The 17110-nt window shown below is 55.7% G+C and carries 13 protein-coding genes; all 13 read right to left on the minus strand.

The features are described from left to right. Window positions 1-7: 7 nt before the first annotated feature. Complete coding sequence (locus F3J40_RS01070) at window positions 8-1945, minus strand: type VI secretion system Vgr family protein (protein ID WP_167012093.1); 1938 nt, start codon at window positions 1943-1945, stop codon at window positions 8-10. Between the two features lie 345 nt (window positions 1946-2290). Beyond that, on the minus strand, window positions 2291-2677 hold the full coding sequence (locus F3J40_RS01075; protein ID WP_167012095.1) for an immunity protein Tsi6 family protein: 387 nt from the start codon (window positions 2675-2677) through the stop codon (window positions 2291-2293). 73 nt (window positions 2678-2750) lie between these two features. Then, on the minus strand, window positions 2751-3815 hold the full coding sequence (gene tri1 / locus F3J40_RS01080; RefSeq protein WP_167012097.1) for an ADP-ribosylarginine hydrolase Tri1: 1065 nt from the start codon (window positions 3813-3815) through the stop codon (window positions 2751-2753). A gap of 241 nt (window positions 3816-4056) precedes the next feature. Further along, a complete protein-coding gene (locus tag F3J40_RS01085) occupies window positions 4057-5460 on the minus strand; it encodes a serine/threonine protein kinase (protein ID WP_167012099.1) in 1404 nt (467 codons plus the stop codon). Between the two features lie 29 nt (window positions 5461-5489). Then, window positions 5490-8096, minus strand: a complete 2607-nt coding sequence (tssH, locus tag F3J40_RS01090; RefSeq protein ID WP_167012101.1) for a type VI secretion system ATPase TssH — start codon at window positions 8094-8096, stop codon at window positions 5490-5492. A 36-nt stretch (window positions 8097-8132) separates the two neighbouring features. Beyond that, entirely contained in the window at window positions 8133-9188 is a 1056-nt protein-coding gene (gene tssG / locus F3J40_RS01095) for a type VI secretion system baseplate subunit TssG (protein WP_167012104.1), read from the minus strand. After that, window positions 9185-11053 carry a type VI secretion system baseplate subunit TssF gene (tssF, locus tag F3J40_RS01100; protein WP_167012106.1) on the minus strand — a complete coding sequence of 623 codons (1869 nt, stop codon included), beginning with the start codon at window positions 11051-11053 and terminating at the stop codon, window positions 9185-9187. The genes tssG and tssF overlap by 4 nt, the downstream gene beginning before the upstream one ends. A gap of 9 nt (window positions 11054-11062) precedes the next feature. Continuing rightward, entirely contained in the window at window positions 11063-11632 is a 570-nt protein-coding gene (gene tssE / locus F3J40_RS01105; RefSeq protein WP_017347174.1) for a type VI secretion system baseplate subunit TssE, read from the minus strand. After that, window positions 11625-12449: a type VI secretion system accessory protein TagJ gene (locus tag F3J40_RS01110; RefSeq protein WP_167012108.1), complete on the minus strand. Its 825-nt coding sequence runs from the start codon at window positions 12447-12449 to the stop codon at window positions 11625-11627. Before F3J40_RS01110 ends, tssE begins: the two co-directional genes overlap by 8 nt. Next, window positions 12446-13402 carry a hypothetical protein gene (locus tag F3J40_RS01115; RefSeq protein WP_167012110.1) on the minus strand — a complete coding sequence of 319 codons (957 nt, stop codon included), beginning with the start codon at window positions 13400-13402 and terminating at the stop codon, window positions 12446-12448. Before F3J40_RS01115 ends, F3J40_RS01110 begins: the two co-directional genes overlap by 4 nt. Before the next feature lie 24 nt (window positions 13403-13426). After that, window positions 13427-14221 (minus strand): PP2C family protein-serine/threonine phosphatase, encoded by a 795-nt coding sequence (locus F3J40_RS01120; protein ID WP_026042529.1) that lies wholly within the window; start codon window positions 14219-14221, stop codon window positions 13427-13429. Continuing rightward, the gene (gene tagH, locus F3J40_RS01125; protein WP_167012112.1) at window positions 14221-16275 is read right to left on the minus strand and encodes a type VI secretion system-associated FHA domain protein TagH; all 2055 of its coding nucleotides are present in this window, start codon (window positions 16273-16275) and stop codon (window positions 14221-14223) included. The genes F3J40_RS01120 and tagH overlap by 1 nt, the downstream gene beginning before the upstream one ends. Window positions 16276-16443: 168 nt before the next feature. Next, window positions 16444-17103 (minus strand): hypothetical protein, encoded by a 660-nt coding sequence (locus tag F3J40_RS01130; protein ID WP_167012114.1) that lies wholly within the window; start codon window positions 17101-17103, stop codon window positions 16444-16446. Window positions 17104-17110 lie beyond the last annotated feature (7 nt).

Raw genomic sequence — 17110 nt, forward strand, 5'->3', positions numbered from 1 at the left:
GTATTTATTACTCTTCGTCTGAAGGGAACAAATCTTTAACCGCCTTCTCGTTGCTTGCCTTGTGCGCATCTTCACCGGGCACTTTCGGCGGTTCTGGCGGAGAGTCACCATTGATTTTTAATTCACCCCCGTTGGTGGTGATGTTGCCGTTGCCGTCCACGCGCAAATTAAAGGCTTTACCATAAAGATTGAAAGTACCATCCGGCGTCATCTCCAGCACGCTATCGCCACACTCCAGACGCAGCCCAGCACTGGAGCCGATCACATGAACACCGACACTCTCATCTAAGCGATTGCCGCCAGTCAGGTGCGTATCATCGCCCTGTACGGCTTCCCTTCGGTTGGATGCAATACGCCATAGCGCATCACCCGCGACGAAGTGGGATTCATTGCCCCCCACACCCCGGCTGGAGTTCTGCTTAACGTTGACGTCCATGTCGCGTTCGGCCTGCACCCACAGCTGCTCTTCGCCTTTCTTATCCTCAAAGCGCAACGCATTGGCATTTTCCGGCGTGCCATCTTTACTGCGGCTCAGGAAGCCCATCTGAGTGGCTGCGGCTGGCAGCGCCCACGGCGGCATTTTCGCGTCGTTATAGACGCGTCCGGTAATGATTGGGCGGTCGGGATCGCCGTTCACAAAGTCCACCACCACTTCATCCTGCACGCGGGGAATTTGAATGCCACCGAAGCCCTGACCAGCCCAGGCACTGGAAACACGCACCCAGCATGAGCTGGTATCATCTTCTTTGCCCAGGCGGTCCCAGTGGAATTTCACCTTTACCCGGCCATATTGATCGGTCCAGATTGACTGGCCTTCCGGCCCCATGACGCGAGCCGTCTGCGGACCATGGGTACGCGGCCATGGCGTGCGCTGTGCCGGGCGGAACTGGGTAGCCGCCGGGATCACGACAAAATCGATGCGGTGTACGCTTTCCGCATTACCGCTGCTGTAGCTGTTCTCCTGGAACTGATAGCGCGCGCTCATCACCAGATAGTTTCCAGCATCACTGGCAAACGGCGGTGTGGTTAACTCAAACGTGCAGCCCGGCACAACGCCCAGCGCTGTTGCCGTGGCATCCACCCGCTGATGCTCAGCCTGCCACTCCTCCTGACGGACCTGCGCGTAATGCTCTGCGTGCGAGTGATCGACAAAATGGCCTGGCCATTCGTAATAATCGATGTTGCCTGGCTGTGGCGACACGGGGTTCTGTCGCGCTTGCAGCATCCACGCATACGGTTTGCGGAAGTCGTAGTCATCCGTGCTGTACAGCCCTGGCGTCACCCGTTCAGAGATCGCCCACTGGCCAATCCCCTGCTCGCTGGTTGAACCGCCGGAGGGCGTAGCGTGATAAGCAATGGTTTCATAGCCGGTGAACGTTTTGTGTGTGGCGGGCGCATCCACCAGCACCAGCGTATGTTTGTCCGCGCTGTGTTCAAAGAAGTAGTAGATACCTTCCAGCTCCATCAGCCGCGAGATAAAGTCATAGCTCGACTCCTGATACTGCACACAGTATTCCCATACGCGATAGCTACCGGTCAGACGGTCTTCCAGATTGACGCCATAGTCGCGCAGTACGCTGGCAACAATGTCCGGCACCCGCTGATTCTGGAAGATGCGCTGGTTGCGGTCTCGCTTCAGCGGCCACAAATCGGACTCCACCTCGAGCTGATAGTGCACATAGCGCGCACCATTGACGTCAGCGCTGTTGACGCGTATCCCGGTCACCTTGCCGTTAAGATAACGTGTAGGGTTTTGCAGGTTCTGCGTCGGGATATTGATGGTGACCGGTTTGCCCAGCAGCGTGCTACGGTCAATCCGGGCCTCGGTACTGAGCAGGCTCAGCGAGAAAGTAAAGGAGCGGGAGACGATTTCATCGCCCTGTAATTGCCAGAATAACAGGGATTCAGCCCCTGTCGGCAGCGTGGCACTAATGCGATCGAACATGATCTTTATTCATCCTGAATAGAGTGGCGTATCTGCGCTTTAACTGATGACTTTCGTCAGAAAATGGCTCAAAGGTGCAAAGTTTGCATGTACCTATGTTAACTTTTTGCTCAACCGGGTGACAAGTCTGAAAGGCCTGCTCTGCGCGGTGCGACAAGCAAAAGCACCTGTTTTCAAAGAGTTATTTGCGCATTTTATCGTCTGAATTTGCAAGACATCACGTCTGCAATGCCCAGGTGAGCGGCACGGGTCAGACGGGGCGTTTTTGAGCAGGACAGGTCCTGTGCTCGAAAGAGGGTACTCCCCCTGTCTGAGTGCGATTAACAGCGACGAAATGCGCGAAAGTCAGACATCAAAATCATCGGGAAAGGTTTTTTGTAACTGGTGCTGTTCGGCTTCATAACCCTCTTCCAGCGTATGCGGTAATCTGACTTTCAATCCTCTGCCGATCTGATCGGCAATAAAACTGGCGCTGAACAGGCGATCGGCAAAGATTGGGTCGGTTTCGGCAAACTCTTTGGCTGCATATATTCCGATGGTCATGGTGTGAATTTTACTTTTATCGTTCTCCTGACCGGACAGCAGTGCACTGAGGAAAATAAGCTGATTCACAATTGAATCATACATAGGCTCAAGTGCTGCACCGCCGGTGATGGTTTTCATCATTGCCGCTCTTTTTTGTGCCAGGCGTAATGCACGCTCAACATAATCTACTGCGGTGTCATTGTTCATGATTATCTCCCTGCTTTCAGGCGTTTTTATACCAGGATCAGCCTGATCCTGCCCAGCGATTATTTGCCCTTCGCTACGGGGCACGTGAGAACAGTTGCTCAGCCAGTGAAAGTATTTCCTCTCTCTGAGCGACTTTTTTAACCCACTCTGTCGGGATACCGGATAACCCATACAGAGCTCCAGCCAACTGCCCGGCCGTTGCGGCTACGCTATCGGCATCATCAGCCAGATTCGCCGCCAGTAACACTGCATCTTTGAAGTTGTCCGTCTGCCAGACTGCCCATAGTGCAGCTTCAAGCGTATCAATCACATACCCGGAAGAGCGAATTTGATCGCGGGATTTCTGTTTGTACTCACCGGCATTAATCAGCGTGACGCGCAGCACTGCGGGCATTGAATGTGGCGCAAAGCTTTGCTGTTTATTCTGCCCATTGAGTAGATGATGCAAAATAACGTTAAACAGTTGGCAGCCGCTGATCGACTCCGTGGCACCGTGTGTGGCAATGCTTTGTAAGCGCGCATCATTCCAGCCAGCAATAAAAGATTTGCGGCGGAAAATGGCGGTAGGCGCATGGCGAATGACCGCCGCATTTCCGGCCGTTTCCGCTGCCGTATTCCCGGCCCAACCCGGCCCCTGTAGGATGAACTGATCTAGCGCATGGCGTGTTGCATTGCCGATATCAAAACAGACGCCGTTAACGCTGTTCGTGCCATGCTTATACCAACTCACCAGTTTTTGACGAAATAGCGTGATATCACAATCACCGGCTTCGAGGTAAGTTTGCGCCAGACACAGCGCCATGGAGGTATCGTCTGTCCACTCGCCGACTTGCAGGTTAAACGGCCCTCCTCCTACCATGTCATGGACATGTTGTTTATCGCGCGGTAGAAACTCCAGCGTAGTCCCTACCGCATCCGCAATCGCCAGACCGAGCAAGGCACCCTGGGCCTTGTCCAGCGCTTGTGCCTCACTGATCGATTGTGGAACGGATTGCATCCAGCGTGCGCCTGAAAATGCCAACGGTTGAGGCAGATACGCCAGTGAAGGGGCACTTTGCCCAGGTAATACGGGAATAGCTTGCAGATAGCGCTGCGCATAGGCAGTCAGTTCAGCTTCAGATTTTCTTAAATCAATCATGAGATTCCTTGCAGATTAAATACGATTAAACACAGCGAATGTCCGGAAGGTAACAATAATCAGCGGGTTCAGGTGCTATTTGAAATAAACGTGTTTATGCACACTGAGGGTTTTGCGATGAGCCACAGCGCCGAATGGCGTTAGCGTGGGGGCAGGTTTTATACAGATTGAGCTCTGCTTTTATCGTGATGTGTTAGGCAAGAAAATCGCAGCACCCTGAGGTGCTGCGTGATAGCGAGACTTACTGCGGCGTTACGATCCAGACACCTTCCTGATTAATGGTCAGTTTCTGTTGTCGTGTGGCGCTGTCGTGCGTCACGGCAATCAGGTAATCACCGCGTGGCAGTTGCAACTGGGCGAAACCGTTGGTCGCCGGTGTTGCTGACTGCTTCTCACCGTTAAGTAACAGCGCGTCGCCTTGCTGCATTCGTACATAGACTTGCGCCATGGGCTTGGCCGGTGGTGGTGGTACTTCAGCCGCAACCGGTGTGGCCGCCAGCGAACTGGCTGCTGGTGCACTCACTGGGGCAGCTGCCGTCGGCTCCGGTGCTGATTTGCCACCTCCGGCAACCAGGGCACCAATACCCACGCCAACCACCACGCCAGCGGCAACCAGCCCTGGCCACAGCCAACGCCGCCAGGGTTCGGTTTTCTCTGGCTGCGCCTCTGCGGGTTCTTCCTCTTTTACCGGCACCAGCATGGTGCCCAATCCACCAGGACGCGCCAACAGGCTTTCATTGATATCGCCGTCACTCAACTGGAGCAGATGCGCCAGCTGATCCATATCCTGAGGACGCCCGGCTGGATAGAGCGCCAGCATCTGATCGATGGCGTGTAACAGCGGCAGTGAGTAACCCTCTGGGCGACGCTGGGCTAACGGCTGATAGTTATCTTCGATACTGCGTACCACGCTCACTGGCGGTGGCGTCCCGGTAATCAAGGTATGCAGCACCGCACCCAGCGCATAGATATCGGTCCATGCGCCCTGCTCACTCTCATTGTTATCACTGTATTGTTCAATCGGCGCGAAGCCCGGCTTCAACATGGTTTCAGTTTCATCGTTCAGGTTGCCAATCGCCTTGCGCGCGGAACCGAAATCAAGCAATACCGGACGCATATTGGCCTGAATCTGAATGTTATCCAGCGAGATGTCGCGGTGAAGATAGCCCTCAGAGTGAATCACGCGGATAGCGCCAATCAGCGGTGGCAGCATATCGCGAATAAAGGCTTCATTGATGACCTCTGGTCGCTCCTGCGCCAGCTGTGACAGCGTTGTCCCGCTGTAAAACTGGGTACCCATGTAAGCGGTATCGTTCTGCACCCAGAAGCGCATCACGTGTAGCATGTTCGGGTGGTTAAAACGCGCCAGCAAACGCGCTTCCTGAATGAAGCTGTTTAATCCGGCATGGAAAGATTTGCTGAAGCGCTCGCTGCGCAACACCAGGTTCAGGTTATCGCTGCGCACAGCCAATGAGGCTGGCATAAACTCTTTGATCGCAATGGTGCGTTCCAGTTGATGATCCCAGGCGCGATAGACGATGCCAAACCCACCGCCGCCAATCACCTCTTTGATCTCAAACTCGTTGAAGCGGTAGCCCACCGGCAGTGCGTTAGGCCGTGCTTTTTTATTATCGATTTCTGACATAGTAGACAAATCTCTTCTGGCTACAGGCCTCAGGCCTCAAACTGACAGTGAAACTCGCCCTGCTGCAGCGTGACATGTAGCTGGCGATAGGTAGTTGCCTGCACCGCAGCACTGAGCAATAAGCGGCTCATCTGTGGCAACAGAGTATTGGTAAGAATGGCATCGATCATACGACCGCCAGATTCCACTTCGGTACAGCGCGAGACAATTTGCGTAATCACCGCCTCATCAATATGCGCCTCGACGTTGTGGTTCTCCTGCAAGCGTCGGGTTATGCGCCCTAACTGCAGCCGCACAATTTCAGCCAGCATGCTGTCGCTCAGCGGGTAATAAGGCACCACCAGCAAGCGTCCGAGTAATGCTGGAGGGAACACTTCAAGCAACGGTGTGCGCAGTGCCTGAGACAGCGCTTCTGGCTCTGGCATCAGCTCTGGGTCGGCGCAGAGCGCACTCACCAGAGAGGTTCCTACGTTTGAAGTGAGAATAATCAGCGTGTTACGGAAATCAATACGCCGCCCTTCACCATCTTCCATCCAGCCTTTATCAAAGACCTGGAAGAAGATTTCATGTACATCCGGGTGGGCCTTCTCGATCTCATCCAGCAACACCACGCTGTAGGGGCGACGCCGTACGGCTTCGGTCAGTACACCGCCTTCGCCATATCCTACGTAACCTGGCGGTGCGCCTTTCAGCGTTGAAACCGTGTGCGCCTCCTGGAACTCACTCATGTTGATAGTGATGACGTTCTGCTCACCGCCATACAGGCTTTCCGCCAGCGCCAGCGCCGTCTCGGTTTTACCCACACCGGAAGGGCCGCACAGCATAAATACGCCGACCGGTTTATTCGGATCGTCCAACCGTGCGCGTGAAGTCTGTACTCTCCGGGCGATTGACTCCAGCGCATGACGCTGACCAATCACCCGGCTGTTGAGCGTATCCGCCAGTTGCAACACCGCATCAATTTCGTTTTTCAACATGCGACCTACCGGAATACCGGTCCAGTCGGCGACGACCGCGCCCACCACAGTGGCATCTACGGCGGCAAACAACAGCGGCGTTTCACCCTGGAGTTCAGCCAGTGCCTGTTGGGCGGTGCGTAACTGTTGTTGCACGGCGCCATCTTCCTGCTCGGTCAGTGACGCGCGCAGGGCGATGATCGCATCCACCTGATCGCGCTCCTGCTGCCAGCGCTGCTCGAGTGCCGCTTGCTCATCCACAACCTCAATGCGCGCTTGCTGCAACTGCGCAATACGCCCGGCATCACCACAACCCACTCGCGCTTCACGCGTGGCAATATCAAGCTCGACATCCAGGGCGGCAATCTGCCTGTCACAAGCTTCCAACTGCGCCGGACGTGCACTCTGGCTGACCGCTACACGCGCACAGGCGGTATCCAGCAGCGCAACGGCTTTATCCGGCAGTTGACGCGCCGGAATGTAGCGATGCGATAAGCGCACCGCTGCCGTAACCGCCTCATCTAACAACAACACGCGGTGATGTTTCTCCAGCGCGGCCACGGTGCTGCGTAACATCAGCACCGCCTTCTCTTCATCAGGCTCCTGCACCTGCACGGTCTGGAAACGTCGTGTCAGTGCCGGATCTTTCTCAATATACTTTTTATATTCAGCCCAGGTGGTGGCGCCAATGGTACGCAGTTGGCCACGTGCCAGTGCAGGTTTCATCAGATTGGCGGCATCTCCCGTGCCCTGTTGACCACCCGCCCCCACCAGGGTGTGGATCTCATCGATAAACAGAATCACCGGGACCGGGCTTGATTGCACTTCGTTAATCAGGCTTTGCAGACGCGCCTCAAACTCCCCTTTCATGCCTGCGCCAGCCTGCAACAGGCCAATGTCCAGTAGCCACAGCTGCACCTCTTGCAACGGTGGCGGGACTTCACCGGCCGCAATGCGCAATGCCAATCCCTCTACCACTGCGGTTTTACCCACACCGGCTTCTCCCGTAAGTAGCGGGTTATTCTGACGGCGACGCATCAGGATATCGATCATCTGGCGGATCTCATCATCGCGCCCTACCACCGGATCAATTTTTCCGCTGCGTGCCTGAGCCGTGAGATCCTGGCCATAACGTGCCAGGGCACTTTCGCTCTGAGGAACCTTGGCTGAAGGTTCATTACTGGCGGTAGCCGCTTCCGCAGACTCCGCACTGCTCGCCAGCAGCGTGGCAAACTGTGCCGCCAACTGCGCTGCATTGATACGGTTAAATTCAGCCGAAATCGCCGTCAGTTGGCTGGACAAACTATAGGTGTTCAGGATGCCGAGCAGCAGGTGGCCGCCCCGGATTTTGCCGCTGTTGTACTGCAGTGAGCTGTTTACCCAGGCACGCTCTACCGCACTGTCGATATGGGAAGAGAGATCGGAAATGGCCGTAGCCCCGCGAGGCAGGCGCTCAAGTGCCGCCACCACATCACGGGTTAGCGCCGTTTCATCAAGCTGAAAATGGCGAATCACAAGCTGTAGGTCACCCTCCGACTGCTGAAGCAACTGATGCAACCAGTGCACCAGCTCTACATACGGATTACCGCGCAGTTTGCAAAACGCGGTGGCACTCTCCAGAGCGCGAAACAGTAAGCTATCAAGTTTGCCGAACAGAACGGCACGGCTGATTTCTGACATGTAAGGTCTCGTTTTTAATTGGAATAAAGAATGATGTTATGCGGCGTGTGAGGTACTGATTTGTTCCGGTTGATACAGCAAATCGCCACGATCTTTAGCCTGTGACTGCTGCCCCAGCCATGAGCTGTACCCGAGTTGCTGCGCCCCTCCGAGTTGCACGCCACTGACCGCACTGGCAGCAAGCGTCAGGCGAACATCCCAGAGAAATTCAATACCGAGGTACTGGCGCAGCCAGTCGCGCAACTGCCGCGACTTATCGCCCTGCGGCAGAAAACGCCCATAATCCTCATGGGAGAGCGGCCCGATTTCGATGCGAATTTTGTGCTGCCGGTCGTGTATCGCCTTACCGAGAAAGGCATTCTCCCCCAACCGTGACACCCCGCGTCGCCCACGCAACTGCGCCTGGTCATTGGTTTCCAGTGCCATCCAGTGCGGTACGTTTTCAAGTACGGTGACCGGCACCTGGAAGAAATGGCGCAGGCTCTTTTCCAGTCCTTCGCGGTTGTGCGCCTGGCGACTGAGGTGCCCTGCCACACTGAAACGGGCATGGCTACTCAGATCGCTCTGGTCTAACTGCCCCGGTTGTCCCATACCAATCAAGCAGGCGAGATAGTTTTCGAAGCGACGATCGTCAGGCCGATCCAGTGACACCGTGGGTTGCGCATCGGCCCACGCGCGATAGAACAGCAGTGTGAGACGATGATGGAAGATATCCGCAAACGCCGTCAGGCTATGGTCCTGGTGATGCGTTTGCCGTTCACGCGCGTATTCCGTCATGTGCAGCGGCAGCGGGCCATTCGGTCCAAACAGGCCAAAGCTAAAGATGCTGATATCCTGCAACGCGCTCTCATCACGCTGGCTGACCGCCGCCAGTGTGGCTGGGGCAAACGCCAGTGACGGTTGCTGGCCGAGACGAATCGGCTCATGCCGTGGCAGCGGTGCCCGGCCTAACGGATAGCGTAGCCCGCCTTGTGCATCGATGCGGCGCAACAGCTGGAACAGGTCGTAGCGCCACGGTGCCGCGTGCCGCTGTGGCCAGAAATCCGGCGGGAGGCGATTCAGGGCACGAATCTGCATCGCATCTTTACTCATAGAAGGCTCCTCTTACCGCTGCGTCTGCGCCAGATACCCACCTGACCACGTTGCTGGCTTGTCATGTTCAGTTCGGTAAAACTGTTGATGGAGACCAGGCGCGAGAAGACCTGATCAAGCACGCTGCCTAGCACCCAAGGACTGATACCCGAAAAGGCCTGTTCATCCACCTGTAGCTCAATGCTGATGCCTCGGGCGAAAACAATTGGCCCCGGCTCAGGCACGCGGCGATTCACCGGTCGCAATGTGCAGCGACGAATGCCTTCAATTTGCCGTGCGATTTGCGCTTCCGCCAGGTTGGCATACAGCCCTAACATCTGACGCAACACCCCAGAGGCTTTACCCTCCTCCTGCTCCAGCAAACTCAGATAGTTCATCTGCAAGTGACTGATCAATCGCCAGGTTGAGTAACCTTCTGCCAGTGAGGGCCGAGGCATGGTTGGCCCTTTGCGTAAGGTGGTGTTCGCCACCGGCATGGAACTGGGCAGCGCAAAGCTGGCGCGATCGGGTTGCGCCAGTAACAGCGGTAAATCACGGTTGGTACACATCACTTCTGCACTGAATGTCTCCAGACCGTCAGCCCAGGGCGATTGCGCTTCATCCACCAGTGAGACAAACACTTCTGATCCCACATAGCCGGTGCGGGTGCCGTAACGGTGCGCCTGTTCAGACAGACGACGTGACTCGCGACGCACCGCAAAGTAGGCCCCGTAGTTGCCCTCATCACGGCTGTAGCTACTCCAGAATGGCCGGAATTCCCGCTCAACGTTATGGCCGCTGGCAACCAGTCGATCAACGCTGAAAATCTCAAAATCCAGTGGCTTAAGCGCATCCACCACCAGGTGATACTCATTGCGGCTTTCATTGAAGCGCTCGCGCCGGGCTTGCTGCGGAAACAAATTGATGACCGGGGTGCAGTTCAGCGCCAGATGCGATGCATCCACCACGCGTTCCAGCGCGACTTCGCGCTTATCCAGCAGGATAATAATGTCGAACTCACGCGCCTGTGGGCTGATGCGCTGTAAGGGCTTGAGGCCGTGCAGGCTGATGAACTGAAAGCGTTGGGGAAACGCGAAGTACTCTTGCATCAGGCGGTAGCCACTGAAATTGCGCATTTCATCGGGCAACAGCGCCTGTTCGGGCGCAAAGCCTTCCTGACGTAACGCATCATCGGCCAGCAGGAGCTGCTGTGGTTCTTCTTCCCGCGTCTGGCAATACTGGCCGATACCATGCGCCAGTAGCAATTCCAACAGCCCACTGGCTTCAATGTCCGGTCCACACAGACAAAACATCAGGTCATCGGCCCGCAGATGCTGTAACTGGACTTTTTCATCACAGGCCAGACGAATTCGCAACGCGCTGGCCGCTTCACGGGAATCAATCCCCATCCGGCTCAGGGGCGCATCCACCGGAACGCCACCCAGCTCGACGTGTTGAATCGACAGCGGATGCAGCACAACGTCCTGGGCTGTGGTGAAGGCGCAGTAGACCCCTTTCTGTTTCAGCGCGACATTTTCTAAACGCGTACCGCGCGCCACACAGAAACCATTGCCGACATCCCCTTTGCTCATGTCTGGATGCAGTTCAGCAATCGCCATGGAGGGCATCGGGGCGAGGTAGTTGGGGGCAATCATCTCCAGCAAATGCTGCGAGAAGCGCGGAAATTCCGCATCCATTTTCAACTGCACGCGTGAGGTCAGAAAGGCGAAACCTTCCATCAACCGCTCTGTGTAGGGGTCCGCTACGTCAATGCCGCGCATCCCAAGCCGTCCGGCGACTTTGGGGTAGCGTTCGGCAAACTCGGCACCCATTTCACGCAGCCACGCCAGCTCACGGTTATAGTAATCGAGCAGTTTTGTATCCATGATTTACCTCTACGCCACGCCAACATCTTTTAAGTCGAATGAGCCGCTTTCCAGGTCGACATCGGAGCGGAACAAAAACTCCAGTGGCCAGGGAACGCACCACAGGCGGCCACGAATCTCGATTGAGACCAGATTGTGCAGCGTCAAGCTGGTGGTATCCGACACGCAGCGCACTTCCAACCCTTCCGGCATGATGCGCGGTTCAAACCGCACAATCGCCTGGGTGAGGTTGTTTTGCATGTCGCTCCAGTTAATCTCCGAGACGCTGCGACCGGCCAGCGGTGCGACACCAAAGTTGAGCACCGATTTCTCTACCTGCGGCCACTCATCGAGGTCCTGCTGTCCATTCAGGTTGATGGTGTTAAACAGCCATTGCAGGTCACGCAACACGTTGCGGCGCAGCGTGGTGTGGGAGATGGCTTGCTGCCCTGCGGATTCTTCGCTCAGGTGCGGAGCATCATCAGTGAGGCGATCCAGCAACGAAGGCTGTAGCCGATCGCGTGCCGTGACCGTTTCACGCTTTTTGCGCTGGCGCACGCCCCCATAGAGCAGCTCAAGGCTGTCTTGAGGCTTATGCATCCGCCACATCTCCGGTGCTAAACACCACTTTGCTCAACGTCAGCAGCGGGAAATCCTGCTCTGCATCGAGCCAGCTTTTCTGTCCACGGCCTGTCCAGAGCTGTTCATCTTCGGTCTGCCATTCGGTCATTTGCCCCCTACGTTCAGCGTCTGAAGTCTGGCTATCAAACGGGTAGCGCACCGGGATCTGGCAAACTTGCTCGCTACCATCCACCAGCTGAATCCGGCTATGACGCCATACCAGGTCGGTGACGCTGGCCGGTGCCTGAAACTCAATTTCGGCAATGGCGGCAAACGGCAGCCAGTAGTAATGACCATTGACCAGCGTTTCACACACCGGGCCAAACCGGCCATCACCGTCACTCAGCCAGGCTACGTGAACCGGCTCCGCCAGCCCTTGCAGGTAGAGGGTTGCGGTGGTTAACGGTGCAGCGTCCAGTGCCGCTGCACGCAGGGCTTCGGCCGTTTGCCTGTCACCGGCGATTTGCGCCTGTAACCCCTGGTGCAGTTGCGAGACCCAGTGAAACTCTTCACCCGGCAGACGTGGCTGTTCCTGTCCGGCAAATACCCCGGCACGGCTGATTTCCCCGGCAATACACTGGTCCAGCAACGTGACCGTCGGTGCAGCCTGCGGTGCTAACGCCAGCCAGGATTTAAGCTGGGTACGCGCACGCTCCCAGTCACCGTTAAGGCACATGAGCTGTACCAGTGCCGCACGCGGGTCAGCACTGGCCGGGTTCTGGCGCACTTGCTGTTGCGCTTCCGTCAGTGTTTCAGCCAGCGTTCTCCCGCCTATCCATTGCGTCAGTGAGTTCATTTTTGCTCCTGGGTGACGGTGCGAAATGCCCCGGCGGTCGGGTCCTGCAACTGAGGTGACAGGTTAGCGATCAGCGCCACAGGCAGTTTATCGCCGTTGCTGAGGTAGCCGTTCCAGGCGTTTCGCACTTCAGCCAGACGGGCTTTTACCGCATCCGGGTCGGCCGCTTCCTGTGGGTTCATCTGTACCGCCAGGCTACCCGCACTGCTCCAGCTATGCTGCTGGGGCTGCCAGGGTAAAATCAGCCAGCTTTGCGGTGATTTATCGTTACTCAACACCATGCGTTGATTGTTGACCGTGGTGATGTGAATGGCATTGTCAGTTCGCTTCAACCCGCTGATGGGGAACCCTGCCAGGAAGGTGATGCGGCTGCTTTTTGCCGCGCCAGAACCCATCAGCGTGATGTTACTTTGTCCATTCAGCCAGCCATCATCACCACATTTCATCCCTGATTTGCCCGGCACGAACAGAGCTGAGCTGGCGCTGTCATCCATCCAGTAGGTGCGGAAATGGCAGCCGTTTAGTAGATCAAATTGCTGCCATGCGGTGGTGTCCGCCGGGGGAGACAAAGGTGCGGCAGGTGTCGGCTCTGGCGGCGCAGGCTGATCGACCGTCACCGCCCATTTGTTACTTTTCAAGGCTTCACCCGAAGCCAGTGCTTCACCGTGGCCGTCGTTCATTTGCCACTTCAGGGTGTTCAGCGTTGGGCACTGTGAGCTTAAGAGGCTCGCCAGACGTGGCAGATAGTCATCCAGCACATGGGGATCGTGGCTTTCATGAGAAACCACGCGCAGCGGTAATTCGGCACGGCACCAGCTGGCAACATCGGTGTTTTTGATGTTATCAACCCAAAAATCGAGTTTCAGCGCAGGAGAAGAGACCAGTTGAACGCCTTCTGCCGCAGCACCCGTAGCAAAACAGAGTGCCAGCGCACCTGAGATCCAGTATTTCATGTTTGTCCTTGAGAGATACGTCAATCATCCCCGGGCGGGGATAAACTGAGCGGTTTCAGCCAGTGAGTGCAATAACGTGGTGTCCTGGGGTGAACCCACCCACACCGCCTGCGCACTGAAGTTGTCCTGTCGTTCGCCGTTAGTGCGCGGCTGGCTGGCAATGATCTGCTGCATCAGCGTCAGCCACTCTTCCGGGGTGTTAACCATGTGCAGAGACTGCTCCATCTGGCGCTCATCAATGTCATGCCAGAAGCCATCCGTGCAGAGTAAGAAGGCATCGCCATCTTCAATCGGCACCACTTCGCTATAGCTGGCGTCTCGCCCTTCATCTTCCATGCCGAGGGCAAAATAGAGCATGTTGCTGTTGATGCCTTCAGTGGCATGTCCGGCATCGCGCATGCGTTGAACCAGGCTGTGGTCGGTTGTCACCTCACGAATGTAGCCACGGCGGAACAGATACAAACGGCTGTCGCCCGCATGTGCCCAGTAGGCCAGCTCATGGTCGCGGTCAAGAAACAGCCCCACCAGCGTGGTGCTCATGCGCCGGTTCTGCTGGTTTTGCTGTTGCTCATGGCGGATGGCCTGTTGCGCATCCGCCACAAAGGTGCGAATGCGCTGGGCATCCAGCGGCTGGCTGGCATCAAAGGCATTCACAATGGCGTTACGCGCAATCAGTGAAGCGACTTCACCACCGGGTAGACCGGCTACGCCATCACAGACGACGAAGCAGGCCGCACGTTCGCCGATGCGATCGCCGATGTGGTCTTGATTAGAGGCGCGGTCGCCCTGTTTTGAGATCGAGGCAGTTGTAATATTTATCATGTGTCCGATGCGTTCTGAGAGTCTTTATACTGGTTAACTTCCATGTCATAGGCGTGCAAGAAGGCCTCGCCGAACAGGGTATGAAAGTCATCTTCGATTTCGCCCGCAGTGGCTTTATAGCGTTGGGTGAAATGTTCCCACAGAGCAGCTTTACGGCTGCTGGCGAAGCCAATGCGTGAGGTCAGTCCCTCTTCTTTGGCTTCGGCTTCCAACTGTTCGGGATTAAACGATTGCAACATAGCGGCGATAATGGCGCGAATACCGGCGATCATCCCGAGCTGGTGCGCCTGCAAATCGACCAGCGCGTCACGTACAGACTGGTTCGGGGCCATAAAGCCTGGCATCCGGCTGCCATACATCTGCATCAGGACAGATTTGCCTGATGGCAGCAATTTAAACGGGTTGTTGGCTTCATCGAGAATGACCGTCATTTCCGCTTTCACCCCACGTTTGAGGATGGAGCGAGATGAGAGCAGAGCCACCGTGCCTTGTGAGAACATGCCCAGCATTTGCCCGAGCTGATGCATTTGTGCTTTATCAAACTGCGGTACGGGCTGGAGATCTTTGAGCCCCATTCCTTCGATCAGCGCATCCAGCAGCTCGCCATTTAAACGGCTGTCGTTGGTCTGCGGTGCGGTATTTTGCTCTGCGCGTGCGGCACCGTAATCAACCGGATCAATACGCAAGCGCCCTTTCGGCGGCGGTGTGACCGTGCGGGTGACGGTCTGCGGCGTTGGCAGCGTAATACCGGCGTAATCATTGCGTGGCGCTTCGCTTACCGGCTGGCTGGATGGCAGTTCAGCAAACAGCGGTGATGAAGCGAGATCGGCCAGTTCACTCTCGGCTTCTTTCTCTGCCGGTGAAACAGGTTCAGCCTGCGGTTTCGCTTCTCGCGCATGTGGCGGCAGATGCTTTTCTGCTTCAGCCAGGGCAGCCAGCAGCGGATCAGGGGTTTCCTCAGCCTTGTCGCTAGAAAGCAGGCTCAGCAGGCTCTCTTCCTCTGTGTGGGCAACGGGTGTTGCCACATTACCCTCTTCCGCAGTTTCCGTGCCAAACAAATTCAGCGGATCATTCTGGTTGGGTGTTTTGCTCAAGACTACAGTGGAAGGAGCCGGATTTTCAGAGGTTTCCTCAACTGTTTCCGGTGCGGCGGCTGGCGCGATAGTGCTAAGGGGTTTCGCGCCCTGGGCCAATATTCCCAACGGATCATCGCTGCTCAGCGCCGTCGGGACCTGCTGTAACTCAGCGCCGAAGAGTGCCAGTGGGTCCTCTTCTGTTTTTGCCTCGCTGACTACGGGCGTCACCTTCTGTTCACCGGTAGGACGCGTCAAGGCCGAAGGCGTGGCATCCGCAAAAATGCTCTCCCCTTCAAACAGGCTGTCTTCAGCAAACAGTTGGGTCGGGTCGGTGCTGCGATGCAGCTGTTTAGTCATTTCATCGCTGGCCACGATCTGGGCCAGCGGGTCTTCCGGGTTACGATCGGAAGCGACCGGTTGTGCGAACGGATTGACGAACTCTGGCGTTTTAGCGGCAGTTACCGCTGGCTCAGGCAAGGCCTGGGGTTTGGGCTGACGGCTGCTGGAGAGGTTATCGGAGATGGAAAACTCATCCACCAGCGTATCCCAGATTTCTGCCGGGATCGGCGCGGGCTTGTCCTCTTCTTCCACTACCGGGGCAACAGGCTGCACCGGTGCGGCTGGACGCGTGACTGGCGTCGGCTTGGCTGCTACTGGCTGTTGCCCTAGCTCACTGACCAGTATCACATATTCGCCGATACGCAGTTCATCGCCAGCACGCAGCTCGGCCTGCTGCTCTTCTCCCAGCGGGATATTATTGAGCACGAAATGGGTCACTCGTCCGCGTTCGGAAATACTGCATTCGCCACTGGCAGAGGTATGTACCAACGCCTGTAAACGCGAGATCATCCGGCTTTCATCCGGCAACTCAAGGGTGTTGCTGCCCCGTCCAATCGTGCCGCCCGGCGGGTAGAAATCACAAATCATCTGCGGCGGCTGCGGGCCGGGTTTGGTCGTTATAATGGTAAATCGCATAACGGGTTCCTGTTCAGGTCTGTGCGGCATCAATACCTCAGCGGTTTTAATAAAAAACCGCTGAGGTATTGATACGGAGATAAATGTGTTTGGGGCGATGAGTCGTTTAGATGTAGCGTCTTACCATTTAGCTCAGAGGGCACGAACATGATTGTAAGACGCTGCTGATCAGTTAATGGGGTCAAGATACTTACTCTCGATATATCCACGATGATCGCCAATGCCATTCGCTTTAGATTCATCATAGTTGGCGACATAAAACCACCCGTGTTCAAGTGACTTTATTTTTGTCAAACTATCTGAAATGAGATAGCTGTCTGGCGCATTTCCATCGGGTGCTGACTTCAAATAGCGGTTTTTATACTGAGATTTCAAGCTATAGCTGAGTAAGTAAGGCCATGATCCGCATTGTGCAATATCACCCTTTAATTTTTCATTTTTTCCTGCCGTAAATGAAACGAAGTCAGCCTTGGTTATTTTGCTATCGCACTCAGTAAATACCTGGATGTTTCTGTAGGCCAAGACGCCAGATTGGTTAACGTAGCCCTCTCGATATTTGAAAAATTCTGAAGGTACCTTCTGGAAATTTTTTTCGACAAATTCCTTGTTTAACGTTGCTTGTTCCAGGTCTATCGCGCCTATCTTGTCATGTCCTTTTTCCTGTCGCAGGAATCGTAACGACAGTATGGGATGGTTAACATTCTGCTCATCCCAGATAGGAAGCCAATACGCTTGCAATACTCCATTTATTTTCTCTACTGCAGCGGCTTGCAAAGAGTAAAATAACAAAACCGGCGCAATAATAAATAATTTTGAATTAACAACCATTGGTATT

It is taken from the genome of Candidatus Pantoea multigeneris (assembly GCF_011752615.1).
Lineage (GTDB): Bacteria > Pseudomonadota > Gammaproteobacteria > Enterobacterales > Enterobacteriaceae > Pantoea > Pantoea multigeneris.

What these genes read in the sequence shown, in the direction of transcription:
- F3J40_RS01085 (WP_167012099.1), bottom strand. Translation starts at nt 5,460, where the DNA reads ATGTCAGAAATCGATAATAAAAAAGCACGGCCTAACGCACTGCCGGTG.
- F3J40_RS01110 (WP_167012108.1), bottom strand. Translation starts at nt 12,449, where the DNA reads ATGAACTCACTGACGCAATGGATAGGCGGGAGAACGCTGGCTGAAACA.
- F3J40_RS01070 (WP_167012093.1), bottom strand. Translation starts at nt 1,945, where the DNA reads ATGTTCGATCGCATTAGTGCCACGCTGCCGACAGGGGCTGAATCCCTG.
- tssE (WP_017347174.1), bottom strand. Translation starts at nt 11,632, where the DNA reads ATGCATAAGCCTCAAGACAGCCTTGAGCTGCTCTATGGGGGCGTGCGC.
- tssF (WP_167012106.1), bottom strand. Translation starts at nt 11,053, where the DNA reads ATGGATACAAAACTGCTCGATTACTATAACCGTGAGCTGGCGTGGCTG.
- F3J40_RS01075 (WP_167012095.1), bottom strand. Translation starts at nt 2,677, where the DNA reads ATGAACAATGACACCGCAGTAGATTATGTTGAGCGTGCATTACGCCTG.
- tagH (WP_167012112.1), bottom strand. Translation starts at nt 16,275, where the DNA reads ATGCGATTTACCATTATAACGACCAAACCCGGCCCGCAGCCGCCGCAG.
- F3J40_RS01130 (WP_167012114.1), bottom strand. Translation starts at nt 17,103, where the DNA reads ATGGTTGTTAATTCAAAATTATTTATTATTGCGCCGGTTTTGTTATTT.
- tssH (WP_167012101.1), bottom strand. Translation starts at nt 8,096, where the DNA reads ATGTCAGAAATCAGCCGTGCCGTTCTGTTCGGCAAACTTGATAGCTTA.
- tri1 (WP_167012097.1), bottom strand. Translation starts at nt 3,815, where the DNA reads ATGATTGATTTAAGAAAATCTGAAGCTGAACTGACTGCCTATGCGCAG.
- F3J40_RS01115 (WP_167012110.1), bottom strand. Translation starts at nt 13,402, where the DNA reads ATGAAATACTGGATCTCAGGTGCGCTGGCACTCTGTTTTGCTACGGGT.
- tssG (WP_167012104.1), bottom strand. Translation starts at nt 9,188, where the DNA reads ATGAGTAAAGATGCGATGCAGATTCGTGCCCTGAATCGCCTCCCGCCG.